Origin of the sequence: Salinarchaeum sp. IM2453 (assembly GCF_019693215.1) — an archaeon.
In the GTDB taxonomy this organism is placed as follows: domain Archaea; phylum Halobacteriota; class Halobacteria; order Halobacteriales; family Salinarchaeaceae; genus IM2453.
Window position 1 is genome coordinate 242,368 of record NZ_CP081183.1, and the last position, 25,791, is coordinate 268,158.

General features: G+C 47.1%; 20 protein-coding genes and 1 pseudogene. 14 read left to right on the top strand and 7 right to left on the bottom strand.

The window, feature by feature from the left end; genetic code table 11:
- Positions 1-10: 10 nt before the first annotated feature.
- Positions 11-2,665 (bottom strand): DNA double-strand break repair ATPase Rad50, encoded by a 2,655-nt coding sequence (gene rad50, locus K0C01_RS01150; RefSeq protein ID WP_221170246.1) that lies wholly within the window; start codon positions 2,663-2,665, stop codon positions 11-13.
- Positions 2,662-3,888: a DNA double-strand break repair protein Mre11 gene (gene mre11 / locus K0C01_RS01155; RefSeq protein ID WP_221170247.1), complete on the bottom strand. Its 1,227-nt coding sequence runs from the start codon at positions 3,886-3,888 to the stop codon at positions 2,662-2,664. Before mre11 ends, rad50 begins: the two co-directional genes overlap by 4 nt.
- Before the next feature lie 225 nt (positions 3,889-4,113).
- Here mre11 and K0C01_RS01160 point away from each other — a divergent pair, with 225 nt between their 5' ends.
- Both K0C01_RS01160 and K0C01_RS01165 read left to right on the top strand, forming a co-directional pair.
- Entirely contained in the window at positions 4,114-5,370 is a 1,257-nt protein-coding gene (locus K0C01_RS01160; RefSeq protein WP_221170248.1) for a Glu/Leu/Phe/Val family dehydrogenase, read from the top strand.
- A gap of 414 nt (positions 5,371-5,784) precedes the next feature.
- On the top strand, positions 5,785-6,594 hold the full coding sequence (locus K0C01_RS01165) for an RIO1 family regulatory kinase/ATPase domain-containing protein (RefSeq protein ID WP_221170249.1): 810 nt from the start codon (positions 5,785-5,787) through the stop codon (positions 6,592-6,594).
- 99 nt (positions 6,595-6,693) lie between these two features.
- Here K0C01_RS01165 and K0C01_RS01170 read toward each other — a convergent pair whose 3' ends face one another.
- The gene (locus tag K0C01_RS01170; protein WP_259372384.1) at positions 6,694-8,082 is read right to left on the bottom strand and encodes a sodium-dependent transporter; all 1,389 of its coding nucleotides are present in this window, start codon (positions 8,080-8,082) and stop codon (positions 6,694-6,696) included.
- A gap of 222 nt (positions 8,083-8,304) precedes the next feature.
- Here K0C01_RS01170 and K0C01_RS01175 point away from each other — a divergent pair, with 222 nt between their 5' ends.
- Positions 8,305-9,849, top strand: coding sequence for an acyl-CoA carboxylase subunit beta (locus K0C01_RS01175; protein WP_221171164.1), 1,545 nt, complete (start codon positions 8,305-8,307; stop codon positions 9,847-9,849).
- Positions 9,850-9,851: 2 nt separating this feature from the next.
- The gene (locus K0C01_RS01180) at positions 9,852-10,091 is read left to right on the top strand and encodes a DUF8022 family protein (protein WP_221170250.1); all 240 of its coding nucleotides are present in this window, start codon (positions 9,852-9,854) and stop codon (positions 10,089-10,091) included.
- 63 nt (positions 10,092-10,154) lie between these two features.
- Here the strand turns inward: K0C01_RS01180 and K0C01_RS01185 are convergent, their stop codons facing one another.
- From K0C01_RS01185 to K0C01_RS01195, 3 genes are all read right to left on the bottom strand, one after another.
- Positions 10,155-11,567, bottom strand: coding sequence for a ribonuclease FAU-1 family protein (locus K0C01_RS01185; RefSeq protein ID WP_221170251.1), 1,413 nt, complete (start codon positions 11,565-11,567; stop codon positions 10,155-10,157).
- Between the two features lie 163 nt (positions 11,568-11,730).
- Positions 11,731-12,324 (bottom strand): riboflavin synthase, encoded by a 594-nt coding sequence (locus K0C01_RS01190; RefSeq protein ID WP_221170252.1) that lies wholly within the window; start codon positions 12,322-12,324, stop codon positions 11,731-11,733.
- Between the two features lie 105 nt (positions 12,325-12,429).
- Positions 12,430-14,280 carry a UvrD-helicase domain-containing protein gene (locus tag K0C01_RS01195; protein ID WP_221170253.1) on the bottom strand — a complete coding sequence of 617 codons (1,851 nt, stop codon included), beginning with the start codon at positions 14,278-14,280 and terminating at the stop codon, positions 12,430-12,432.
- A 274-nt stretch (positions 14,281-14,554) separates the two neighbouring features.
- Here K0C01_RS01195 and K0C01_RS01200 point away from each other — a divergent pair, with 274 nt between their 5' ends.
- The 9 genes from K0C01_RS01200 to K0C01_RS01240 all read left to right on the top strand — a co-directional run bounded on the left by K0C01_RS01200 (position 14,555) and on the right by K0C01_RS01240 (position 24,502).
- Entirely contained in the window at positions 14,555-14,950 is a 396-nt protein-coding gene (locus K0C01_RS01200) for a DUF7310 family coiled-coil domain-containing protein (RefSeq protein WP_221170254.1), read from the top strand.
- Positions 14,947-15,627, top strand: a complete 681-nt coding sequence (locus tag K0C01_RS01205; RefSeq protein ID WP_221170255.1) for a DUF7311 family protein — start codon at positions 14,947-14,949, stop codon at positions 15,625-15,627. The genes K0C01_RS01200 and K0C01_RS01205 overlap by 4 nt, the downstream gene beginning before the upstream one ends.
- A 16-nt stretch (positions 15,628-15,643) precedes the next feature.
- On the top strand, positions 15,644-17,536 hold the full coding sequence (locus K0C01_RS01210) for an ATPase, T2SS/T4P/T4SS family (RefSeq protein WP_221170256.1): 1,893 nt from the start codon (positions 15,644-15,646) through the stop codon (positions 17,534-17,536).
- A complete protein-coding gene (locus tag K0C01_RS01215; RefSeq protein ID WP_221170257.1) occupies positions 17,533-19,236 on the top strand; it encodes a secretion system protein in 1,704 nt (567 codons plus the stop codon). The genes K0C01_RS01210 and K0C01_RS01215 overlap by 4 nt, the downstream gene beginning before the upstream one ends.
- 87 nt (positions 19,237-19,323) lie before the next feature.
- Entirely contained in the window at positions 19,324-19,794 is a 471-nt protein-coding gene (locus tag K0C01_RS01220) for a DUF7283 family protein (RefSeq protein WP_221170258.1), read from the top strand.
- Complete coding sequence (locus K0C01_RS01225; protein WP_221170259.1) at positions 19,772-20,167, top strand: DUF7285 family protein; 396 nt, start codon at positions 19,772-19,774, stop codon at positions 20,165-20,167. The genes K0C01_RS01220 and K0C01_RS01225 overlap by 23 nt, the downstream gene beginning before the upstream one ends.
- On the top strand, positions 20,160-21,008 hold the full coding sequence (locus tag K0C01_RS01230) for a DUF7284 family protein (protein ID WP_221170260.1): 849 nt from the start codon (positions 20,160-20,162) through the stop codon (positions 21,006-21,008). The genes K0C01_RS01225 and K0C01_RS01230 overlap by 8 nt, the downstream gene beginning before the upstream one ends.
- Positions 21,005-23,980, top strand: a complete 2,976-nt coding sequence (locus K0C01_RS01235; protein WP_221170261.1) for a DUF7286 family protein — start codon at positions 21,005-21,007, stop codon at positions 23,978-23,980. Before K0C01_RS01230 ends, K0C01_RS01235 begins: the two co-directional genes overlap by 4 nt.
- An 84-nt stretch (positions 23,981-24,064) precedes the next feature.
- Positions 24,065-24,502: a DUF5791 family protein gene (locus tag K0C01_RS01240; protein WP_221170262.1), complete on the top strand. Its 438-nt coding sequence runs from the start codon at positions 24,065-24,067 to the stop codon at positions 24,500-24,502.
- Here K0C01_RS01240 and K0C01_RS01245 read toward each other — a convergent pair.
- The gene (locus K0C01_RS01245; RefSeq protein WP_221170263.1) at positions 24,494-25,234 is read right to left on the bottom strand and encodes a hypothetical protein; all 741 of its coding nucleotides are present in this window, start codon (positions 25,232-25,234) and stop codon (positions 24,494-24,496) included. The genes K0C01_RS01240 and K0C01_RS01245 overlap by 9 nt on opposite strands.
- Before the next feature lie 263 nt (positions 25,235-25,497).
- Between K0C01_RS01245 and K0C01_RS12985 the strand changes: the two are divergent.
- Positions 25,498-25,686 (top strand): annotated as a pseudogene (locus K0C01_RS12985) (hypothetical protein); the annotation flags it as partial.
- Between the last annotated feature and the right edge of the window lie 105 nt (positions 25,687-25,791).

Genomic DNA, 25,791 nt, shown 5'->3' on the forward strand with positions numbered 1-25,791 from the left:
ACAATAGCGACTAGAGGGGGTTTGCCTGCTGCTTGCTGACGGATGAACGGTTCGTCGTAGGATCTTTCATAACAGTGAGCCGATCATCGGCAGCATCGAGTAAGTGTTCATCGTGGCTGACAACAATAATTTGCTCAACACCAAGCTCGTACATGGTGTTAATTAGTTCCACAAGTTGTTTGACGTGGCCTGAGTCAAGGAATACCGTTGGCTCATCAAGGATTAATGGAGGCATTGGAGCGGCCCCATCGATCCCTTCAGCAAGGAGCCGATAGATTGCGCATCGTAGGCTAAGATTGAACAGAGCACGTTCGCCACCAGATAACTGGCCAGGATCTAGTGGTGTGCCATCTTTCTGGTAGACGGTGAGTGCGTATTCATCAGAAAGTTCGATTTCATCGTAAGCATCATTTCGATAGATCAGGTCAAAAGTCTCGTTTAGGAGTTGCTGTAGCGTACTGACATTTTGCTGTCGAAGCGTTGCACGGAGATTTTCATACATTGATTCAAGATCAGAAACTTCTTGATGGACGTTCTCAAGAGCAGCTTCGCGTTTGCGAAGTTGTTCTGCGCGATCGCGAAGCGATTCGAGTTCATTTAGCTCTGCCCGAACACCACCAATCTTGTTTTGCAATTTGTCTCGTTGTTCTGTCAGTGATTCAAGCTCGTCGTTAGCTTGTTCAATGTATTTTTTTGCCCGCTTACGCTCTTTTTTGGCTTCCTCAAGACGATCTGTGTTGTACTCTGTTTTAAGCTCCTTACGCTGTTGCTTGAGTCTGCTCACCGTTTCTTTTCGTTCGTCATTTTGCTCTTTAAGCAGTGACCGCTGTTCTTTTTTTGCTTCATATTGTTCCTGAATACGCTCAAGACGACTTGTTATTTCCTTCAGCTCTTCTGTAGTCTGTAATTCTGATTGCAGCGTTGTGAGTTCTTGATTTAACGTTGCAATTTCTTCTCGTTTGTCAGCTGCCTGCTGGCGGTTTATTTCTACTGTTTCCTGCTTGTTCTCAATTTTAGCCTCTGCGTCCTCGATATCTGCTTGGAGAGAATCAATGCGTTGTTGTTTCTCTTCAATTGAATCTTCGCGCTCAGAGATGAGTTGTTCAGCGGTCGAGATTCGGTCATCAAGTGTTTCAAGTTCTGTTCTTGTTTCTTTGAGTTGTGAGACTTCCTCAAGTTGCTCGTTTATTTTTTCAATCGTCTCTCGCTTGTTTTCAATTGACTGAGTAATTGATTGATACTTTTGCTGCTGATCATCAATGGAATCAACGTGGGGGGATCCATCGACTGGTTGTCCACACTTGGGACACTTGCCAGCACGCCGAAGCTCCTTTGCCTGCTCAATTTTGTCTTCAAGCGTCTGTTGATCGGCTACAAGAGAGCGAAGCTCCTCCTGAAGCTTTTCTTTTTTTGCTTCTAGTTCACTGTAATGTGAATCAAGTTCAGGTGGTTCGACAGAACCGGTTGTGAGTTGGTCAGAAAGTGTCTCGCGCTGTTCTGTCAGCGTATCAAGTTTCTCCTTTCGGTTTTGTAGTGTTTGCTGATCAGACTCGATTTCGTCGCTGATCGTATCAATTTCATCCTGTATCGACGAGATTTCATCTTGGAGGTTTTCAACTCTGTCCGTCGCTGTGTCTGCCTCGTTTTCGAGTTGCTGTATATCACGGCGAAGGGCTTCAATTGAATTACGGAGCTCTTCTTTCTCAGATCGCTTCGATTTGATTATTTGCTCGATAGAGTCAGCACTGACAGCTTCAGATAGGTCATCCTGTAAGGTTTCGCGCTTATTTTGTAGGGCTGTTTTTTTCTCTCTGAGCTTCTGTAAGTCTGACTGTAGCGTTGTACGCTGCTGCTCGGTGTTCTGTATCTTCTCGGTGAGTTGGTCAATATCAGAACTAATTTCTTCAAGTTCCTGCCGCTTTTCTTGATATTCTTCGATGGTCTCAACAGCGCGGTCACAAGTATCCTCCGCGGTTGCTTTTTGCTCTTCAATGCGGTTAATATCGTCAGTAATCTCGTTGAGATCTGTTTCAAGTTTGTTAAGTTGTTGGTGGAGATTTTTCTCTTCTTTTTCTTCGATCTGTTCCTGAATACCAGACAGTTCACCCTGAACACGCTCAAGGAAATCGCTGACTGCTAAGCGGGCATCGCCAGCGCGATCACGATAGTTTTCTAAATCGCCCAATTGCAGAAGTTCATCAATGATATCCTGTCTTGTCTCTGGAGAAGCATGGATGAGCTTATTGATTTCACCCTGTCTAACATACGCACAGTTGACAAACGCTTCTGAATCCATTCGAAGGAGTTGTGAGATTTTCCTTCGAACATCTCGAGCACCGTTGATAGTGTCACTTGGTGTTTCTAGTATACACTCTGCTGTGGTTGCTCTGTCACCCGTTACTCGAACACGACGACGAACGTGATATTTTTCTCCACTATGGGTAAACCATAATTCAACGGACCCTTCTTCAGCACCAGTCATAACGAACTGATTTAACGTTTCGTCAAGAGCACGAGACCCATAAAGTGCAAAGAAGCATGCTTCAAGTAGAGTGGTCTTGCCACTGCCATTTGGCCCATGAATAACTGTTACACCTTGGTTCAACGAGAGATCAGTTGATTTGTAACATCGAATATTTTCTAACTTCACACGGGTGAATTTCATAGATAATCACCCATTGAGAGTTGCTGATTGGATCCATCATCAGAACTGTCACCTGATGTGTCAACCTGTTCAGGTTCAGAAGATGATGATCCATCACCTGTTTTATCATCTATCTGCAGCGACGACAGTCCTTCATCTAAAGCTTCTTCGATGCTCTGATGAGCGTAATCTCGAACGTTACTGTCTGCAATCGCAGAATCACGAATCACCTGATCTAGATCACGACTGACAGTGCTCAAATCCATTTGCTTGAGTTGTTCACGAACGGCTGCATCCGGATCGGCAAAGCTAACATCCATGTCATCCGTAGTTTCGTCTAGCTCCCGCCGATCATTAACTCGGGCAATAAGGGCTCCTTCCTCAAGGGCGATTTCTTCAAGCGGCCCTGGGGTGATTTGTTCCCCTTCGCCCTCAATAGTAATAATTGTAACAGCATCGGTGTGGTCATACTCACGAACACGATCACGAGCATACGCAAATCCCTGTCCAGAATTCAGTTCAACATCAACAAATACAAATCGTCGCGTTTCAATTGTTCGGCGGCTGATCTCAATGTCGCCGTTCGAACTTCGAATGATGTTATACCCACGCTTTTCGCGTTCGGTAGCACTGGCGCGTTCAGTTGAGCCGGGATACATAAGCCACGTATCATCTATTTTTCGCGTACCGGGCTCATGATTGTCTCCCAAAAGTAAGGCGTCAAGCGAAATATTAGACTCGCTTAGAAGTCGTTCTGTATCCCAATCTCCAATCTCAAACGGTTCAAAGAGGCCGTGAGCAACAAGTACAGCGTGTTCGGTATTGGCCGGGATAAAATCATACTCCAGTTCGTCTCGTTCGGTCGGAGGGACATAATCAAGCCCATAGATGGAAATATCCCCAACAGTGTATGGATCTGATCCAAGTCGGTGTGTCAAGTCCAAATCGGCAAGCAGATCAAGCCACTGCTGATCTCTTTTCTCCTCATGATTCCCAACGATTGCAAGAAACGGGATAGATGCATCTCGGAGTCGGCGAAGAGCACTAACAACACCCTGTATATCTTGGAGATCAGGTCGTCGGTCCTGAAATAGATCACCGGAGTGGACGACAGCATCGACATCCAACTCAATGGCGTCTTCAATAACCGTTTCAAATGCGCGAAGAAAGTCTTGACGGCGTTCCGGTGAATGATATTGCTGATATCCAATATGCGTATCACCGGTATGGAGCAGCCGCGTCATGTATTATTATTCGTACAGACAATAGTAAATCCGCGGATCTATGTTGGGATCTTGACTATGTTTTGGTTATAGAGTGAAGATCATATTTCCCCAGTGAGCTAAAAGCAGGAATGTCATTTATACACATATGTTTAATTGTTATGAATATAGGGAATAAGATCAACCTTTTTCTTAAGTGGAATCTATATCCGTAATCTTATTTACTCGGGTATAGACTATCCCACCATGACCGAAGATGTGAACCCATTCAAGAGTCTGCAACAACAACTCGACCAAGCGGCTTCATATCTCGATATTGATGACGGATTGCTTGAGCGATTAAAACAACCAGAGCGTGTGCTTGAAACGAACCTTACGATCAAGCGTGATGATGGATCACTTGACACCGTTCAGGCATACCGATCACAATTTAATGGTGACCGAGGGCCTTACAAAGGAGGGATTCGATATCACCCAGGAGTTAATCGCGATGAAGTGAAAGCGCTGTCCGGCTGGATGGTATACAAGTGTGCTGTCGTTGATATTCCATTTGGGGGTGGAAAAGGTGGCATTGCGATTGATCCATCGAACTATTCTGTTGATGAAATTGAGCGGATTACACGGGCGTTTGCCACAGAGTTGCGACCACTGATCGGTGAAGAGAAGGATATCCCTGCACCGGATGTGAACACCGGACAGCGGGAAATGAACTGGTTTAAAGATACATACGAAACGCTGGAAGATACAACAGCCCCTGGAGTAATTACGGGTAAGGCCCCAGATAGCGGCGGAAGTGCCGGACGAGTAGAAGCAACCGGTCGGTCAACAGTTATTGCAGCTAGGGAAGCGTTCGAATACTTAGGCCGAAGTATTGAGGGTGCGTCTGTTGCCGTACAAGGATACGGAAATGCTGGTTGGATTGCAGCAAAACTCGCTCACTCGATGGGTGCTCAGATTGTTGCCGTTAGCGACTCTTCTGGAGGAGTATACTCAAAAGAAGGGCTAAATCCGGTTCGGGTTCGAGAGCACAAAGACGAGACAGGCAGTGTTGTAGGATACGAAGGAGCAGAAAGCGAACTTACAAACGAAGAATTACTGACACTCGATGTTGATCTGTTGATTCCAGCAGCATTGGAAAACGCAATTGATGAAGAGATTGCTTCCGATATCTCGGCCGATATAATTAGTGAGGCTGCAAACGGGCCGCTGACTCCGAAAGCTGACAACATCCTAGCTGACAAAGACGTACATATCGTTCCTGATATTTTGGCTAACGCAGGAGGGGTTACTGTTTCATACTTTGAGTGGGTGCAAAATCGACAGCGATTCTATTGGGATGAAAAGCGCGTCAACGATGAGCTAGAGTCAGTTATCGTCAATGCGTTTGACACACTGATCGATACTTACGAAGAAAAGAATCTACCAACACTGCGGACTGCAGCATATGTAGTGGCAATACAGCGTGTGATCAACGCATACGACCAAGGCGGAGCGTGGCCATAGTAATTAAGATCTATATGTCCGAATTCTAAGATATAAAGACTTCCTACTTACAGCGGTAGCAAGCCGAACGCCCACCCGTTTACGGGTGTGGATGAAGCCGACAACTGGGACCCGTTCCACGCTCGTAGCTTCGACTGGATATTCAACGGAATCCAAGAATTGATTTGCCGTCTACTACAATTAGCGCCTGCCGACGTAAAACAACGGTACCTCCGAGTCACCGGGGCAGAACCGCGCTCACACCGGCGGATAGGAAACGGCTGCTTGGCTCAGCCAGCACTTGTCGGTTTCAAACCACAATATCCCAACCAAGCGGTGCGGTTCCGTGGGAATCCCACGACTTCACTCGTGTGGAGGAAATCAACACTTCGGTAATTGCAAATATTTTTGCGTCATTTTGTCATAGAACAATATGTGGATATTCGTGACTTCGCCCGAGGAACGGTTAGCTGGGAGCACCTAGAGGATATTGGACTGAAACTTGTAACTCGCCTCGGACAAGATCAGGCAAGGATTAGATTTCTTAATGCAGATAACTGGCTATCCACCCCGTTGGTGGTTGATGATGCGTACTTTGTGAAGGTAATTACTTCTCAGAACGTAATGGTCCACAGTCTGATGACACGAGCACGCAATGCCGGTGCAATGATGAGTGGAACAATAGGATTTTTCGGTCAATTTGAAGATCCAAGGGCGATGGGAGAGCACGAACTAAAAACGATTAGTCAAATGCGAGAGATTGGGATCAATGCTCCAGACACAATTGATCATTTTGAACACGATGGATCCAGCGTAGTCGTACTTGAGTATCTTGATGAGTTCAGAACGTATGATCAACTTGCTATCGATGAGCAGCGTATGTATGCAGAAGATATTTTACGGTATTTGGCATTAATGCATGAGCACGATTTTGCACACGGAGACATTCGTGATGAAAATATTCTCATCGCTAATGGAGAGGTATATTTTATTGATGCAACTTCCATTCAACAGGGTCAATTGAATGCCGCACAGGCGTATGATGTTGCATCGGTCTTGGCAGTGCTAGGACCACGGATTGGATATCGAGAAAGTGTTTCAATGGCAGTCAACATGCTTGGAGCAGGAATTGTTAGGGACGCACAGCGGTATGCACAGTTTGTCTACTTTCGGCCAGACCATACGTTCGATATCCATCAATTACAGGATGAAATTCAGCACGTTGTCGGACAAGAGCAAACTTGATCAAGCGGGCATACCGATTGCTTTCTTATCTTTTAGCTTGTTTGCCTAGTGCTCCCCACATGGAGTTTGTGATATCAGAAAGTAAAACGAGACGTCAGCTCAGATATCGAGCCAGGCTGAGAAGTCCTCAGTGAGGAACTCCCAGTAGTCAAGGATACCAAGAACAAGTGAGACAACCAAGACAATAAGAACTGGAATACGGATCATCCAAATCCAAGTCGTTCCCCAATCGCCCAAGTCTTTGACACCTTTACCAAGTTCATCAATCGCAAAGTCCGACTGTTGCCAGCCAATGAATGCAGCCAGCAGTAGAGCACCAAGCACGAGCAAGACTCCATCAACAAGAAGGTCGAAGAAGTCCAGTAGGACAAGATCATACGCACTGAGAAGTCCAAGCAGGAAGATTAACCCACCTGCGCCGGCTGAAGCGCGCATTCGTTCAACACCCAGTTCATCAACTGCGTACGAAACAACTACCTCTAGAATGCTGATAGCACTGGAGAGTGCACCGATTGCGACAACAAAGAAGAAAATCGTACCAAGGATACGTCCACCGCTGACATCAGCAAATGCTTCAGCAAGGCCGATGAACAGTGCGCCAACACCACCTTCACCGGGCGTTACACCAGCAGTAAAGAGTACTGGGAAGATAACAAGACCGATGATGAATGCAATCAGTGTGTCAAGACCGATAATCGCAGCACTGTCTTTGGCAAGGTTCCGATCTTCTCCAATATATGATGCATAGGTAATCATCACACCCATACCGAGCGAGAGTGTGAAGAATGCCTGACCCGCAGCAGCCGGCAGAATACTCGTCCAGTCTGAGGCAATTACTCCAAAGTCAGGTGAGAGGTAAAACTCATATCCTTCACTTGCTCCATCGAGTGTGTAAGCGTATGCGACAAGGACAGCGGTAATCGCAATGATAGCAGGAACCATCAGTTTAACTGCGAGCTCAATACCACGGCGAATACCGAGACCAACAATGAAGATTACGATTGCCATGAAGATAGCATGGAAAATCATGGCCTCAGTGCCGGTCGCGATATTATCGAATAATAACGCTGCAGCAGACACGTCTTCGAGTCCTGCTGCATCAGCCTCATATTCCCCGATAGCGTTACTGTATCCATCGGTGATACCAATCAGAGTATATCGGATCGTCCAACCAGCGACAACACTGTAGTATGAAAGAATAACAAATCCTGTTACGACAAAGACGTATCCAATATATCTGAAGGGCCCTGTAGCAAGTTGTTTCAGCGCACCAACTGGATTGCGATCTGTTCGCCGGCCAACAACAAACTCAAGCAAAATTGCAGGTAACCCGATAATCAGGATGAAAAGCAGGTATACCAGCAAAAACGCCGCACCTCCTTCTTGACCGGTAATATAAGGGAATCGCCAAATATTCCCTAATCCCACGGCACTACCGACGGCCGCGAGGATAAAACCAAGGCGTGTAGCCCATCTTTCTCGTTCCATGATACACATTGCTGATTTACGGAATAGAATAAAAGTGTGTTGATATCAATCGATAATTACAAAAGCAAACAGGTGGAAGAAACAAGAATAGTTACAGAGCTAAGATTTTCACCGACAATACTGGCATGCTACCTATACGCAAAGTAAGTTGTTTGCAGAACGTTTTTTGCATCTCTGGTCAATTCTTCGCTAAATGACGTATTGGAGGGTCGTCACATGACGATGGAAGATCGAATTGATGAACTACAGGACCTCAAGGAAGAGGCACGACTCGGTGGCGGTGAAGACCGAATCGAGTCGCAACACGAGAAGGGGAAGATGACCGCACGCGAGCGGATTGAGTATTTCCTTGATGATGGAACATTTACAGAGTTTGATCAGCTGCGAACACACCGCACTCATGACTTTGGAATGGAAGAAAAGCAGTTGTTAACTGATGGTGTTGTGACAGGATATGGAGAAGTAAATGGGCGAACAACGTTTGTATTTGCGCATGACTTCACCGTATTTGGTGGCTCACTCGGCGAGGTATTTGCTGACAAAGTCTGTAAGGTGATGGACAAGGCGATGGAGGTTGGGGCTCCAATTGTTGGGCTCAATGATTCAGCCGGTGCTCGGATTCAAGAAGGCGTTGATGCACTAGCTGGATACTCAAAGATTTTCCAGCGAAATCAAAAAGCGAGTGGTGTTGTACCACAAATTACGGCAATTATGGGCCCATGTGCTGGTGGAGCAGTATACTCTCCAGCAATGACAGACTTCATTTTCATGGTGGAAGACACCAGTCACATGTATATTACCGGGCCAGGGGTGATCAAGACGGTTACCGGAGAGGAAGTAACGCATGAAGAGCTCGGAGGAGCAATGACACACGCATCAACAACGGGGGTTGCACAGTTTACTGGTCAGGACGATGAAACAACACTCGATCAAATTCGTCGGCTACTTTCATACTTACCACAGAACAACATGGAAAGTCCTCCGAGGATTGATCCATGGGATGATCCAAAACGAAAAGACGACGAATTAAAATCAATTGTTCCTCCAGAGCCACGGAAGCCATATGATATGCAGCGTGTCATTGAGTCAATTGTCGATGAAGGGTCATTCTTTGAAGTTGCTGAAAACTATGCCAAAGAAGTTGTTACTGGATTTGCGCGGATGGACGGCCGAGCTGTTGGGCTCGTTGCAAACCAACCCCGTGTGAATGCCGGTACGCTAACAGTTGATTCCAGCATGAAGGCATCTCGTTTTGTCCGAACGTGTGACTCATTCAACATCCCAATACTCACATTTGTTGACGTCCCGGGGTATATGCCAGGAACAGACCAAGAACATCGAGGTATTATTCGACACGGGGCAAAGCTTCTCTATGCATACTCTGAAGCGACCGTGCCACTTCTCTCAGTTATCACACGGAAAGCATATGGAGGCGCTTACTGTGTGATGTCGTCCAAGTTCCTTGGATCAGACATTAATTATGCGTGGCCAACCGCAGAGATCGCTGTGATGGGGCCACAGGGCGCAGTGAATATTCTATATAGCGACGAGTTAGAACAAGCAGATGATCCAGAAAAACGGCGAGAAGAGCTTATTGATGAGTTCCGAGAGAAGTTCGCAAATCCATACACTGCAGCAGACCGTGGATATCTCGACGATGTAATTGAGCCACAGGAGACGCGTCCGCGGCTCATCAGTGATCTTGAGATGCTACAGTCAAAACGTAAGTCGAATCCAGATAAAAAGCACGGAAATATCCCACTATAACAATGTCACTTGAGATCTCACCAACCGCTACCGAGGACGAAGCAGCAGCAATTGCTGCAGCGGTTAGTGCACACATACACGATCAAGAACAGGCTGCTACGGCAGGTGACAACGAAGAAGAGACTTGGGAAGGGGATCAGTGGCAATTTGCAGCACGAATGCAGCAGACAAAACGTAAAAGCGTTCGTATTCCGAAGACAGCGCCGACAGATCCGTGGACAGCAGCAGACCGACTGGAATAATTCACGGCAGTTAGGCCAGTCTGTCGGGGAAGTATTTATTTGCCTCAGGGCCTGTCCCTGAGGTTATTCAAGTGCTTTTTTGACACGAGAAGCAACTTGCTTTGCCCGTTCAGCGAGCGATTCCGATATATTTCCACTTTCAACTGCGTGTGAGAGTTCGTCTGCATCAACAATTTCAACGGTTCCATCAGGACGCTTGATTACGTCAATATGTAAGTCAACATAGCGAATCTCGTTTGGAAACACCTCAATTGGCGTACAGATATTGACATATGTCCCTTTCTTTTCTCCATCCGGACTCTGATAGACTGTGGGATACCACTCACGGCCTTCAACTACTTTTGTTACCGCAATATCCCCTGAGGAGCGCGTCGTTCCAAGGGCATCATATGTTCCACTGCCTTTCATTGTCCGGCGAACGGTGATTTTTCCATCTGAGCCGACTGAAGAAACGGTCGCTTCACCGAGCGTGTATAGATCGCCATTAGGTTTACCGTGCTGAATTTGCACGGAGGATCCTTCTCGTGGACCGAATTGCTCAAACACCGCTTGGGTCGGAAACTCTTCAGTTGGACCGCCACAAATCCGCTCAACAAAGTCGACAGCGTCTGATGCGTTGTCCGAGCCAGCTTTGATTCGATGGTGGCCGATCATCGTAGTTAGCACCTCGCGTCGATATGTGTCCATGGTAAATCGAGCATTACGCCCAAACCATGCCCATACAGTTCGGAATGGCATAGCAACTGTCCGTGGCGTTGATGATGTTGAACTTCCGGACTGTTCGAGCTCAGAGCCGATTGAACTAGCAAGATCAGCGACAGCAGAAAGCGCCTTATCACGAGCGTCCATAGGCGCCTCAAGGGCATGAGTATGCCATTCAACACCCCAGTCTTCTGGTAGGTTTGTCGAAAGTAGTTCTGTAGAACGAGCCAGTTCAGTTGCGTCTACACTATCTGAATCGACTGAAATGCCATCTGATCCATAATGAAGTGTCACCATCGGTTTTGATACAGAGATATCAGGAGACACCAAGGGTGCTCGATCAGACCAAGGTGGAGTCGGCTGTATAACTTGAACGCGAAAGGTGTCGCCAATATCAACATATCCATCAACCGCATCAAATGGAAGGTACCCTTCATTACCACCTGGAAGAGAGAGAATGGCTGCACCTCCCCGAGTATCGTCCACAACACCGTCAAAGATTGCACCAAACGGTGTTGGATCCGGCCAATGGAATATCTCGTCACTTAGCTCCTTCAAGTCAGTGGTGAGCGTCTCGGTAGTCTCATCCGGTCCAGTAACAGAGATACCCTGCCTATCGCGAGACATGTCCACAGTAACGTCTGCTGGCATGTGTTGTAATTCGGCATCGAATCGGCTGTTGATAGAGGGAGAAGGTTGAACGATCTCATGGCCGGAATCAAGAAAGTATTCAGTAAGTGCTGTTGCGTAAATGCCGCGCAAGCGAATCCTCATGTCTATGCGTTTTATGCACGCAGATATCAGCTTTGGTAATCTGAGCTGTCTTGAGCTCTACCGAAATAGCAGACAGAGTGCCTCGGGGCTTGACCCCGGAGCAGTTCACGGATTGGATGATGTGGGGAAAAGGTGGAAGCATGCAGAGACAGGGCGTATATTCTTACTTCAGATTTCGATCTTCAAGCATCCCTTCAACATATTTTGCAATCACATCATATTCAATGTGGACCGGGTCGCCAGGTTGTTTCTCAGAAAGTGTCGTTAGTTCATACGTTTCTGGGATGATGGCAACATCAAATGTATCTTCACGGAGTTCAGCAATAGTCAAACTGATTCCATCAATGGCAATTGACCCCTTGGAAACAAGATATTGAGACATCTCCGGAGTGTCAAATGTAAATCGCCAATCTTCGTCAACCGAGCTAATATCTGTAACAGTTGTAACACCATCAACATGACCCTGCACAATGTGCCCATCATAACGACCGTCTGCCGGCATTGCTCGTTCAATGTTGACTTCATCCCCGATATCAAGCTCCCCGAGGTACGTTACATTCCGGGTCTCTTCTGCAAGAAATGTCTCAAACCAACTGTCACCATGTGCCTCAACGGTCAGGCAAACGCCTGAAATAGCAATGCTTTGACCGTGTGAGAGCTCATCTCCGAATGGTACATCTATCTGTAGTCGAAGTCCATCAGTTGATTCCTCGCGTTCAATTATTTCGCCAGTCCCTTCGACAATGCCGGTAAACATACGTTATATTGAGCATAGCGAACAGAAAACAATAGCGAAACCGGCGGACAGAGCAGATTTACGTTAAACGCCATTATGAGCGCTAGAAAAAGAAGTAGCGCGCAATTAGTCGTTATGCGAAGTCAGCTCAACAGTTCCATGCGTATTGAGGACATCGGCATCATCGGAGCGTTGTGGTTCATTCCAAAGCAAGACATCAAGTGGAAGGGTTGGAGCCCCGCTAATAAGATTCTCAGCTAGCACAAGACGTTCTCGGGCACGAGACATCCCGACGTAGAAGACACGACGTTCGTTGTCAGTGAGGGTCGGAACGGGACTTGTTGATTTGGTAAATTCATCAACCCCAGGCACATCAGTTGGATCCTCGACAGTTGCTGCCATTTGTTCAACAACCTTCTCTGTAAGATCAGTTGCCATGAGGACATGATCTGCTTCACGACCCTTAGCAGAGTGAATGGTACCAACCCGAATACGATCACGGGGAATAGAACCTCGATTAAGCCGGAAATATGCATCCATACTTTCAGCTTGGAAAGATGTGATTTTCCGAGACATATCAGCGGCAGATTTTGGACCGGGCATGAATGGAGCATGGTCCGTAATCAGCTCAGGTTCGATCGTAATTTCTGTCAGATCATCAGTATCGGCGTCTTCAAGCCGTTCATCGATCACATCGAATAAATCATCACGATCGTTGGTTCCAAACGCAGCATCGGCCAGCATATCGGCGAGCCGTCGTGCCTGCAGACCATCAATCGGCTCGTTAGCGTCGATGGCTTCGATTGCGTTGACAAACTGTGAAAGGCGATCCGTCCACATCCGCTGGTCTGTCATTATTTGGAACGGAAATCCTTCGTCGATAAACTCATCGATAAACTGGAACATCTGGTATCGAGCCCGAAACAGAAGCATAACGGTTTCATCGGTATCTAAAATAGTTTGCCTAACCTCACGTACGACATCAAGCATCGACGGGCTCCGCATTGCTTCAACCAACCCGCCCTCTTTACGAGGGTTGAGGTCTTTCTCCTGTCGCTTGTCGATATGGGAAATTTCCTGGTTTACCACTTCAAGAACATTGGAAGGGAGACGATATGAGTTCGGAAGAATGACATCTTCGGTCACATCCTCATCGAGAAGTAGGTTTGGATCAGCACCCTGCCAGGAATACACTACCTGGTCGTCGTCGCCGGCAATAAGTACACGTTTGATGTACGGTTTCCACTCTTCGTAGACATCATATTGTAGTGTAGTGATATCCTGAAATTCGTCAATAATAAGATAGTCAACATTAGGAACGAGCGAGCGTTGTTTTACGCGTTCGAGCATGTCAGCAAAGCCAATCAAGTCGTGATCGCCTTTGTATACTCGCCACGCACGAATTGCCTCAGGAACATCAACTCGATCATCATCACTTGGCCACGTTGGAGTGTATTTGTTTCCGTCCTGTGCGTTAGGGTCTTTTTCAGGAGGTAAACGGACTTTTTCAACGTCCCACTGAAATGGAACATCATACCAGTCGGCTACATCTCTCCGGGTCCGCTGTAACCACTGGCTTGTTGCGATGACTTTGTTACCCAATGTTGTTGATCGGGCGGTTCGACGACTAGCTCCTCCATGTTCGTCCTCATACTCGATACCAAATTCTTCACAGAACTCTTCTTTATCCGATTCTGAAACAACATCATTTCGGGACAAGTTAAGAAGTTCATACGCTTTTGAGTGCATCGTACAGACATTTCCCTGTAGAGACCGTGGCGAGCAATCGAGACGCTCAGCAAGACGCTCACGGATTTCTGCTGCCGCAGCACGAGTATATGAGACTACAAGGATATCGCGAACAGTTACATCATCGTTTTCATCGAGTATTTTCTCGACACGATCAAGCAACGCTGTCGTTTTCCCACTTCCCGGCCCCCCAAAGAGGCGAGTTATCGACGGCTCCGATGTTGACATAAACAGTACAAAGGTGAAGAACGGTTATAAGCCCAGCGGGTTTCCTCGGCGGATATCTATGTTGAAATTTATATATGTCTGTAATCTCTAGAATCCAAAATTGGGCAATTTGGTAGGTAATTCAGCCATGAGTACAGGTACAGGACTGAATAATCAAAACAAAGATATCCGTATAAGGAACTTGTTAACCACTCCAGATGAAGCCCCGGGCAATCGTCGTGACCACCTGTACAATGGTTTTTGAAGGATAACGAGGGCAATCAAAGCCAGACCAATGGGATGCAATAATACATCAGAGTTCAACCAGACAGGTACAGCAGAGACGACCGACAAAGACGCAGAGATACAACGACTTGAGAAACGGGTTGCAGAACTTGAAGCAACCGTACAGTCGTTTGAATCATACATCAGCCATATTGAAGAAACAGATGGAGTAGTGGAGCGACGAGCCAATGTAGCACTCGCAGCCGTAGATCGGCTTGAAAAAAGAGTCAACACAATTGAATCCGAGCTAGAACAAGATACACAGATAACAGAACCCAATCAATCGTATTCTACATCACCTCCGCAAGAGGATAAAACAGAATCGCAATTTGATGCAGTTCTTGGAAACAGTGGATCATCACGAGAAACAGCAGATATCATCAAGCGGATTCAGGGCAAGCTATGATTCGAGTTGTGCTTGCTGTTTTGACGACGCTTGCACTGTTTGGTATATCATTACCAGCGATTGAAAGTGTCCAAACAAGCCAGACAGAAGACGCTATAGAAGCAGAACTACAGACACTTGATCAGACAGCAAATGAGCTATTAGAGACAGAAGAAGAGATTGAAGCACCAGGATCGCGTAGCACGGTGTCAATTGAGCCACCAGAAGCAAGTATGACGCATGCTCCGGTCAAGTATATTAATATTTCCCCGGACGAATTTCGATATCAGGTAGATGGAGGAGCTGAGCGGACAATTAATCCAGAGACACCGTTTATCCGATCCGCTGGAGCACAGACAGAGAAGATAATAATCAGCGGCAGTCAGGCTGAGAAACTCATACTGGAACCAGTAACAGTCGACGACACACAAAAGGTTCACATCAAGCGACTTGGTTCAGATATTGATTTCAAACAATCAACTAACGAAACATCAAGGTCCGACCCAATAGATGACAGAGATGCAGTAAGCCGAGATCCAAACAAGGGAACAGAAGACAAAACAGAGGAAAGAGCCTCAAGACCAGAGCAAAAAATCTCGCAACACGATCCAAACAAAAACGAAGAAAGTCAAGATGATTCACTGTTCGACCGGTTGACCGGAGCGGTTGATCGCGTCCTTGGGTTTATACCGTGGTAGGAAGCCAACCCATTTTATGTTGAATCTCATCAAGCGATTTCAAACATCTTCCTCTGGATGTACATGTAGGATTGCGGATGGAGGTGAGACACTCAATGCAATATCATGTAGTGGTGATTTAAGCACATCGCCACAGTGTCGGAAGACAGCAATCAAAGCGGTTACGGGAACACAACTATCAAAGCTTCGTGTAGTTTCCTCAGGCATCGAGCGAGTATATAACGAACAGACGGTTAGGTTTCTCAGGGCCGCTGGTGAATTTGCGACACTTGTCAAAGAGTACGACCAAACACTTGCCGCCAAATCACTGACAGATCCGTTAGAAGCAGCAGCGGCAGCCGATGCTAGACCAGATCCAGTGAGGGATATTGCAGCAGAGACTGGGTTGGTTGAGCTCGCATCATCTATTAACGACTACCAGCATGGATTCACTCCAGGGATAAAACCAACAGTTGCCGATGCAGAAATTGTTCACACCCTGCCTGAGGCAGCACAAAAAACAGCCGAAATAGAGCTACCGACTGACGGAAAAGCACGAATCTTTGAGACTCTCAAGCAGGAAACTGACTATTATCAGGTGCTGCCGGTTGAGTTTCAAATGGAGAAAGCAGCACTGCGGGTATTACAGGATGCATATGACTGGCTCGCTGAACATGCTACGAAAAGTACGTTGTCTGCTATGGTACAGGCAATAAGAAATGTAAGTGACGGTGGTGATGAGTTGAATGACGTATCAATTCGAACATTAGCCAAGGTTCTTCAGAAACATACACATGGATATGGGATTATTGAAGACCTCTTTGCAGATCCAGCAGTGGATGATGTGTATGCAACTGCACCTGCAGCAGAAAATCGGTTATGGATCGTGCGGAGTGGACAGACACTACAAACAAATATCAGATTAAGTCAAAGTGGAGCTGAAGCAATCGCATCACGCCTGCGACGAGAGAGTGGTCGAGGATTCTCTCGGGCAGCCCCTACATTGGATGCAACGGCGGATCTATCGCATGGACAAGCACGGGTCGCTGCCGTCGCTGATCCAGCCACAGATGGGATTGCGTTTGCATTCAGATCAGGGTCGAAGCAAGCCTTTACACTTCCACGATTAATTGCAAATGGGACCGTATCTGCAAGGGCTGCAGGATTACTTTCAACGGCTGTTCGGCGAGACGCAGCAATGCTAATCGGGGGAACAAGAGGAGCAGGAAAAACCACGCTACTTGGCTCGTTACTTTGGGAATTGCCACAGTCAGTGCGGACAATTACAATTGAGGACACACCCGAATTACCAATCGATGCTTTGCAGGCACACGATCGAGATGTACAGCAATTACAGACAAGTCTTGATGACGGGCCAGGAATTGATCCGACAGAAGCGCTGCAAACAGCACTTCGGCTTGGTGAAAGCGCATTAGTACTTGGAGAAGTCAGAGGTGAAGAAGCAGCAGTTCTCTATGAGGCAATGCGGGTAGGAGCAAGTGGCTCAGCAGTATTAGGTACAATCCACGGAGATGGAGGCAGGGACATCAAACAACGAGTGACGGGCGATTTGAATGTATCAGAGCCATCATTTGCAACAACAGATCTAATTGTTACTCTTGAGCAGCACCAAGCACCATCAGGTGAGCAGACTCGACGCGTTAAGCGTATTGAGGAGGTGATTGGCACTGAGCAAGTTCGCTTCGAACCGCTATTTGCGCTTGATGAGGGAGAGCTACAGCCAACAGGTCGCATTGACCGCGGAAACAGCCATCTAATCGATCAATTAGCAGCCTCTGACGAGACATATGCTGAGATACGGACAAAGGTAAATCAGCAAGGCGAGCTGTTACATACACTCGCCAGTGGTGGAGAAACAGCACCAGAACATATTACAACTGCATACGCACAGCAAGGAGGGGCAGTATGATTAATCGGTCATTACAGGTCCTTGCTAAAGCATTTCCGTTTGATGTTAACGGTGATAAAGAACTACAGCAAGCTCTTCGCTTTCTAGATAGCGATTTATCTACGAAAACAGTGATTAAAGCAGGGTATGTGACAGCATTCCTGACATGTATGTTACTGACCCCACTGGTACATCTTGTCCCTACTGGACACCAGATTGAATATCTAATTGGGATATTGTTGATCGCAATTGTCGCTGGACAATTAATATTCAAATACCCGCTTATAATGGCAACACTGCAGCAAACGACAGCACTCGGGACGGCCCCAGCACTTATTGGACGTGCAATCCTTCGAATGCGGATCGATCCATCGGAAGAAACTGCGGTTGCATTTGCAGCAAAAACCGGAAATGACAGACTGTCAAAAAGCCTCTCGAAGCACATTAACCGTGCTGCTGGAGAACCTGGATCAGGGCTTGATACATTTGCAAAAGAATGGCAGCAATGGTTTCCAGCGTTAGGTCGTGCAGCACAGTTACTTGGAACAGCTGGGTCTGCTCCGCCTGCACAACGGGAACGAGCATTAAATAGAGCACTATCTGCCGTGCTGAACGGAACGAGTGGCGAACTCCGTGCGTTTGTGACAAACGTCAATGGACCAGCAACAGCACTCTATGCATTTGGGGTATTGATACCGTTAGCGCTGGTTGCTGTGCTTCCGGGAGCACATGCCGCTGGTGTTACAATTACAATGCCGGTTATTGTGCTTATCTATAATGTCATCCTTCCAGTTGCTCTGCTATCTGCCTCAGTATGGTTGTTATTACGACGCCCAGTCGCATTTCCACCACCACAGGTTACAGAAGAGCATTTAGATAAAACACGGAGCAAATGGTACATCATTGGGCTCGGTGTTTGCACTGGGGGTGCCGCTGGAGCAGTGAGTAAGATGCTCATTGGCCTATGGACAGTTCCAATTTCGGTCACAGGAATTGGAGTTGGATCGACGCTCGTTCTCTGGTACCGACCACATACGAAAGTTAGAGATAAGGTCCGAGAAGTTGAGGCTGGACTGCCAGATGCTCTGTATTTAATTGGGCGACAGGTAGATGAGGGCACATCAGTCGAGCGAAGCATCGCTGAAGCAGGAAAGGGGTTGCAGGACGAGACAGGTAAGCTACTAACGGATGCTGCACGACGACAAGAGGTGCTTGCTGTGGGTATTCGAGAGGCGTTACTTGGTGAACAAGGAGCTCTGACACAGCTCCCCAGCCGACGAACTAAAAACTTAGCATCACTACTTTCTATTGCCAGTAAAGAAGGTCAGCCAGCAGGACATGCAATCGTAGCTATGGCAGACCATCTTGATGAGTTGCAGTCTGTAGAGCAAGAAGCCAGACACGAACTAGCCAAAGTCACAAACACACTTACCAACACAGCTGCAATTTTTGGACCGCTGGTAGCCGGATCAACAGTAGCGCTTGCCGAAGGTATGCATACATTTGGCGAAGGAGAAGATATTCAAACAATCGCGGTTAGCGAGCTAGGACTGGCGATTGGCGGGTACGTACTCTTGCTTGCTGTGGTTTTAGTCGGATTATCGACAACGCTCAAGCATGGGCTTGATCGGCCGACAATCGGGTACGGAACGGGTGGTACGTTAATCAGCGCAACAACTGTCTTTTTTGTAGCATACTACGGGACAGAATTACTGCTTTAGGCACTACGAGCACATTCAGTCCAGTTTCTTGGTCTCTTAGTGGAGACTGTATACAGATTTATAAGTGAGATGGCGGCCAATATCGCTATGCACGGACCACCAATCCAGGCCTGGTACGTTTTTGTTGCTGTCTCTCTCGTTAGTATTGCTATTGTTGGGGTAGCCATTGAGGTGACCCCGACTTCAAAACCACAAGCACAGTCGGTAGCAGAGACAATCGATAGTGTCGCTGCAAGTCCACCACCAACAACCGGAAAACATCAGACAGATGCAGAGTCAATGCGCGTCACCCCCCGGTCTGTTGAATTACAGAAAAATGGAAAAAGAGCCTATGCAACGTTTCAAATCAGTACAGTAACTCCAACCGTGCACAATGCAACGCTTCAGAAAGTGCTACAGGGAGTTCCTCCAAGCCAAGTATATGAGACTGAAACGGCATTTGCAAACGCTACCAGAGAGGCACAACTCCAGAATTCGACATGGCAGCCGCTAAACGAGGAAGTAACAATTAGATCTGTTTCATGGGGTGAGACAGATGCAACGCTGGTCGGCAAGTAGAGGTCAGGTAGAGCCTCTTGCAGCACTGGTTGCAGTTATGGCTGTTTGTACTGGTATAACGATGTATGCGGGCGTTGCGGTAGAGTTTACAGACCAAAAAGAAGATCGGTCAGTAGCTGATCCAACACTTGACAGAGTATCGACCGACCTCCTGACAGATGGAAGTATTGATCCCTCAGAACTATCAGACAAAAGCTACCTCGCTCCGCGAGATCATAAGCTCGCTATTACAGTTGAAACACCGCAACGGAAGTGGGACTGTGGTAAATCTGCCCCATCAACGGCAGAATCCGCTTCAAAGCCAGTGAGTGTACAGGTTGATCGAGGAGTCATCGAGACAGGGACACTGACCGTGGAGGTATGGAATGCATAGGGATCGAGGTATCAGCACAGTGTTTGATGTACTGTTGTTTCTTTTAATCGTTAGTGCAGCTATTGGATTGCTCGTCACTGGATACTCAGAGGAAAGCGAACAGCCTACGATGGAGACTGCATCAGATGTCGTGACCATCTTATCAACTAGCACCGAGACGATAGTATATACTCCAGATCACTCAACAGTCAATACAACAGATATCGATACTAGATCCGACTATGGGACGGTTGCACACCTGTTGGCTACAGCAGCCGTTTTAGAAGCAGAAAAATCAGGAGAAGAGATTGCAGCCACGCCAGCGTATACACAGGCAGTAACAGAGGCAACCAAGGGTGCAACAGCCCCGGTTGAGGATCGAGTACAAGTCAGGGCAATTTGGGAGCCAGTTCCAGATGGCTCGGTAAAAGGAGAAGTTATCGTCGGGGATTCCCCTCCACCTGATAAAGATGTGCAGGCGGCGTCAATCTCAATACCAGTTGCAACTACTGATACACCTGAGCAGGCAGAAAAGTCAACGCAAGCACTCAGTACGGTACTTGCTCAAGCGACCATTGAATCGCTCTTTGACACCCATCGGACAAAGACGGCAATGGAATCCAGTCATGATGAAGCAGAGATCAGTATCGCACGCTATCAGGATGCTGCCACGACGCTTGATACAGATCTATCGATTGCGCTTGAACAGGAGGATAATAGCCTTGCAAGGTCAATACTTGTAGGTGCTCTTGAAGAAGAATACCGTCGTGATATCGTGAGAAACCCTGACTCAGTGTCTGATATTTCAGACAAAGCAGCGCCGACAGAGGTAACAATTGTGGTTAGGACGTGGTCAGCATGAAGTTAGCAGAAGATGAACGAGCGCGAGTTCCGTTTGCATTGATTGCAATACTGTTACTTGTCAGTGCTGGAACGGTTGTCTACGTTCAACCAAATGAAATCACTGTAGAAGATGAAACAGCAAAGGCGACTGAGCGGTCAGTTGCGGCCGCGGAGACAATTGTGCGAGATGCAACACAGGAAGCAGGGGCAATAGCAGCCAGTGCACCAGTGACTGATCCGGAGAAGGATGGATTTGGTCAGGTACTGGATGACAATCGGACATTTGAGTCATACTTTGAGTTGCTAACCTACAGAGAAGCCGAAGACCGGATGCAGGGCCATACAGTTGAGATTGAAGAAACGAAGGCATCGATGACACTACCAGAGATCCAAGATACAACGACAGCCAAGCAAGCAATCGATAAAACAACAATTGAATCAGATGGAGATGGAACAGTAACAGCGACAATTGAGGGGGTAAAATTGCAGGCAGAAAACGAAGAATACGAGGTATTCAATGAAACACGAACAATTTCAGTTACCGTTCCAACCCCGGTACTCATGATGCATGAGAAGGTTGAAAAATTTGAATCAAAATTAGATGAAGGGCCAGTTGCTAGAAGCGGCTTAGGAGCAGAGCTGTCAGGTCGGTTGTACGCAATGGCCTGGGCACGGGGGTATGCACAATATGGTGGTGCCCCAATCGCGGACGTGTTGAATCATGAGCACATTGAATTAGCAGCTGCTGGGAGTGCAATTGACCTACAAGAAGAGGTATTTGGGACAGCAGATCCAGAAGCAAAGGAAGGGCTTGTCAAAGCAGGAGCAGATCTTGCAGCGGATGAATTACTACCAGACCGCTGGAGCGGTATCGCAGATGCGGCACTGCCAGATCCAAATACCAATCCAGATTCAGCAGACGAAATTGATTCACCAGGGTTACAGAGCACAGAGATAAGTGTTGATATACTTGCTGATGAGGCCTATCACGAAATAGCGGTTAAAGGGGATACAGTTGAAACGATTATTGATGATGCACATGAGGTTGAAACGCGTATAGAAGCAGAAACCGAGAAAAAGCAGGTAAACCAACTTAGAGCTGAGAGTCCAAGAGGCCCAGAGTGGCAAAAGATCAGTGAAGAATCATCCTTTGAAACAATCTCTGTCGAGCAGCGCGATGAGGCAGAAATTCCAGCAAGCGGCCACTGGCAAACGATCGAAACAAAACAGCGGACCGTTACAATTGAGCGAACAGTTAATCGAACGTGGTTGAAAGGATCAGAACTCAGAGAGTCAACAGACATCTATGAGGAAACACATGCAGTTGGGATCGGAATATATGCGACATCTCCATCGGTCGCACATGCTCCAGCAGAAGGGATTTATGACATAGATACACCAGGAAACCCACCATCAGGAGCTGTCGGTCCTTCTATCTCAGACGCTGCTATTGAGAAGCAATTAGACAAACGGGGAAGCGTTGACGAGGTTGCAGAAGAGGCAGTTGTTGATACGATCGATACAGAACCGAAGGTTATTGAAGTTGAGCCACCCGAAGCAGTACAAGCCTGGGTCTATGACGACATAGCGTCGCTTCGTGATACAGTACGTACTTTGAGTGTTGAAGTTGATCAAACAGAGATGGTAACCAGTGCACAGCCAACAAGTCAGCTGAAGACGGTTGTAGAAAAGCATGAGGAACAGTTGGTCAATAAACCAGATCAATACGAAAGTCGGGCACAGAAAGCGTTGATAGGTGCCAGATCTGCATATCTCGATCATCTACTGGACCATCTGAACGATGATACAGAGGAAACTGCCTCGATCCAAGATGCCTTGTCAGACCAAATCGACCGAATTATATCAGGACCAGAAGCAGCAATTGACGACCTCATTCAACGAGGTATGGATCATACACGGCCAGAGCCAGCGGATATTACAGCAGATCCGCCAGCAGAAAATCTCTCGTTGGCTGTTGAAAGTGATCCGTCGCATTTGACAAAGGCAGAAGTCACAACGACATCACCACGTGTTGAAAGGGAAGAATACCACCCATTGTCGATGCGAACAGCAACAGTTGCATCACTTCCTGCAGATCGTATTGTTGAGGCGTTAGCTGACCGATTATTGACGAGTGACGAAACCGTCTCACCAGAAGTTGCAGCTAGGGTAATGCTGCAGGCAGACAAAATTCCGGCGGACATAACGCCATCAGAACTTCAAGAAAACAAACAATCTCTGTATAGCGAGTTAGAGACAGTCAAAACAGAAGCCAAACAGGAGGCAGTACAAGATCTTGCTGAGCCGACAACATTGGGGTATGTCGAGCGATACCAAGCGGTTGAAAAAGGACTGTCAAACTGGGATACTGTTGGTGGACAAATCCTTGCAATGAGCAATGGCACTGCAGCAGAGGCGATTGCTGAAGAAGTAGAAACAAAGGATAAACGAACATACGCTGCAGATCGAGCTGAGTCGACACTACGAGTTACGTTTTCAGAACACCTGACTGATGAAGATGTTGAGATTCCTGAAGGGCCAGTAACTGACGTTGCTGACAAAGCACGATCAGTCGCAGAGGATACAGCAGAAGACGTCATTGAAGATCACACTGAGAAGGTAAAAGATAGACTTGATCAACGTCTGAACGGAGGTTTATCAATGGCCCCTGCCGGGGTACCTCTGCTTCCAAAACCAGGAGCATGGTGGGCAACAGCAAATGCATGGACAGTTGAGTTGGAAGGTGAGTATGCATCATTTGCAGTTCGAAGTCCGCAGGGATCACCTGAAACAGGTGGACAAGTAACCTATGTCCGATCGAACGAAGAAGTAGAGATGGACATGACTGGAAACGGGATGAAAGAGACAATTGGGTCATCGGAACGAATTTCATTTGACACGTGGACTACTGTGGTGGTTGTTGTTCCTCCCGGCAAATCAGGTGTCGGAAACATGGAATCTGATGGAATTGAATCCTCAAATGGTTGGTGAATTCAGAAAAGAGGGAATCAGTTGGAAGAAGAGCATAGTGAAGTTATTATTTAGTTGCGCAACGGAGGTAAAGTACAATCGTAAATGAGAGGGTTGCTCAATCAGGATCGGACTGATATTCCTCTGGGGGCTGCTGAAGACCGTTACAAAAGCTACATCGACGCAATCAGGCGGATTATTGATCAACATAATAGACAGAAAATACAGCAAGAAACTGCCCTTGATTTACCTCAAGTAATACGATTACAGAAGAGAAATCCACGAGAAATCACCATATATGAAGCAGCGACAGTAGAGGCACTTGTTGAGCCGCTTCCCCCACAGGAACTTGCATTACAGGCTCGAGAAACACTGGTGTTGGGAATGGCTGTTTCAGTCACAGACGTAAAATCACTTTTTCCAGAAGTCGAAGGGGTCACTTCAAAAGAGAAGTTGCAATCACTACTCGACGGTGAGAGATCCTGTAGTCTCACTCGTTACGCAGAAATTGAAGCAGCAGTTGCACGGCAACGATTAGCTTGATGAGTTCCTATGTTTGGCGAGTGCTTCCTGAAGAGACATTTCCCCATTAGCGACTGCCTTCGCCAGTTGCGTTGATATCTCTCGGTTTTCTGGTGACTTCTGCCGTGATTCTTGTTTTATTTCCTGAAGTTCGCCGGTTGTTGGATCCACATCACGAGCATCAATGGTATCACCGGGGCGACCAGCAATATTGATCGCTGCAATAATATCACCGGTACCACTAGCTCCTGCACCTAAGACCGGGGTTGTGCGCGTTTCATCAACTAGCTCAACAGACAGATCGTCATCGAGGGAGTCAATGATTTGTGCTCCTTTGATACGGGCACCATCACCGACACGGACAACCACGTCATCATGGTTGGCTGCTTCTTCGTGAATGACATCAGGTGCATTTGAAGCAGGAACTTGAAAGACGGCAACGACAGTATTTCCAACGACAACGGCAATTCCGGGCTTGTCCCCCGGGTCAACACCGATGACTCGCTGTGCGTCATCACTTCGACCAACAGTTAGTGCTTTTTCAACTGCTGCTTGTATACCATCTGGTGTAGCGCGAATGACTTGGAGTTGACTGTCATCAGGGACAGGATCTTTCGGACTACAAAGAAGAACAGTTGCACTATCCGGAAGTGAATCGCCCGGCTTAGCAGTCGTGAAGTCTGCCTCTTGGGATTTTAGTTTATCAACGAGGTCGTGGTACAATTCAAAGTCGTCAGTTGCGACGACAATCATAGAGTAGTATTATACTGAGTACTGCTTCGATATAGGTATTATCAGTTCTTCCACAGAGACGAAAATCTGTCTTAGCAGTTGTTGCAAATACGGTTTTCTTTATTCAGTAGTGATCCACACCAAGGAGTTCCCGACTTGGCGGCTTTCAGCACATCCCCTTTCTTCAAGGGATTTGAGGCGCGTGTATGCCGTTCGCCGGGTGCAACCAACCTCATCAGCGATCTCGGACGTACCAGCCATTCCATCTAGAGATCTAATTGGGGGACCACGGACAGGTCGTGAAGTACCTCGGCGATCGTTCAATTGGGACTGCGAAGAACGGCCTCACTCGGGGCGGCTCACACTCCCGATATGGCTTCGGTGAACTCCGGCTGAAATCGCTTCACAACCCGTGTCAAGAAATGGACAGAACGAGTAGATTGACCAACGCACAGATCCTCAAATACTGCTGAATTCGCCGGGATTATTCCAGCGGAAATTCTGAATAAAGAAATCGTATTTGCAACAACTGTTAGACCGTTAACTCAATTTGAATATTCCAGATCTTGGCGGCAAGT

Excerpts from the sequence above, each read along its gene's own strand:
- K0C01_RS01210 (WP_221170256.1), top strand. The coding sequence starts at position 15,644 with ATGTTGAATCTCATCAAGCGATTTCAAACATCTTCCTCTGGATGTACA.
- K0C01_RS01220 (WP_221170258.1), top strand. The coding sequence starts at position 19,324 with ATGCACGGACCACCAATCCAGGCCTGGTACGTTTTTGTTGCTGTCTCT.
- K0C01_RS01245 (WP_221170263.1), bottom strand. The coding sequence starts at position 25,234 with ATGATTGTCGTCGCAACTGACGACTTTGAATTGTACCACGACCTCGTT.
- K0C01_RS01200 (WP_221170254.1), top strand. The coding sequence starts at position 14,555 with ATGGGATGCAATAATACATCAGAGTTCAACCAGACAGGTACAGCAGAG.
- K0C01_RS01230 (WP_221170260.1), top strand. The coding sequence starts at position 20,160 with ATGCATAGGGATCGAGGTATCAGCACAGTGTTTGATGTACTGTTGTTT.
- K0C01_RS01195 (WP_221170253.1), bottom strand. The coding sequence starts at position 14,280 with ATGTCAACATCGGAGCCGTCGATAACTCGCCTCTTTGGGGGGCCGGGA.
- rad50 (WP_221170246.1), bottom strand. The coding sequence starts at position 2,665 with ATGAAATTCACCCGTGTGAAGTTAGAAAATATTCGATGTTACAAATCA.
- K0C01_RS01190 (WP_221170252.1), bottom strand. The coding sequence starts at position 12,324 with ATGTTTACCGGCATTGTCGAAGGGACTGGCGAAATAATTGAACGCGAG.
- K0C01_RS01235 (WP_221170261.1), top strand. The coding sequence starts at position 21,005 with ATGAAGTTAGCAGAAGATGAACGAGCGCGAGTTCCGTTTGCATTGATT.
- K0C01_RS01180 (WP_221170250.1), top strand. The coding sequence starts at position 9,852 with ATGTCACTTGAGATCTCACCAACCGCTACCGAGGACGAAGCAGCAGCA.
- K0C01_RS01170 (WP_259372384.1), bottom strand. The coding sequence starts at position 8,082 with ATGGAACGAGAAAGATGGGCTACACGCCTTGGTTTTATCCTCGCGGCC.
- K0C01_RS01160 (WP_221170248.1), top strand. The coding sequence starts at position 4,114 with ATGACCGAAGATGTGAACCCATTCAAGAGTCTGCAACAACAACTCGAC.
- K0C01_RS01215 (WP_221170257.1), top strand. The coding sequence starts at position 17,533 with ATGATTAATCGGTCATTACAGGTCCTTGCTAAAGCATTTCCGTTTGAT.
- K0C01_RS01225 (WP_221170259.1), top strand. The coding sequence starts at position 19,772 with ATGCAACGCTGGTCGGCAAGTAGAGGTCAGGTAGAGCCTCTTGCAGCA.
- K0C01_RS01205 (WP_221170255.1), top strand. The coding sequence starts at position 14,947 with ATGATTCGAGTTGTGCTTGCTGTTTTGACGACGCTTGCACTGTTTGGT.
- K0C01_RS01240 (WP_221170262.1), top strand. The coding sequence starts at position 24,065 with ATGAGAGGGTTGCTCAATCAGGATCGGACTGATATTCCTCTGGGGGCT.
- K0C01_RS01185 (WP_221170251.1), bottom strand. The coding sequence starts at position 11,567 with ATGAGGATTCGCTTGCGCGGCATTTACGCAACAGCACTTACTGAATAC.
- K0C01_RS01175 (WP_221171164.1), top strand. The coding sequence starts at position 8,305 with ATGGAAGATCGAATTGATGAACTACAGGACCTCAAGGAAGAGGCACGA.
- mre11 (WP_221170247.1), bottom strand. The coding sequence starts at position 3,888 with ATGACGCGGCTGCTCCATACCGGTGATACGCATATTGGATATCAGCAA.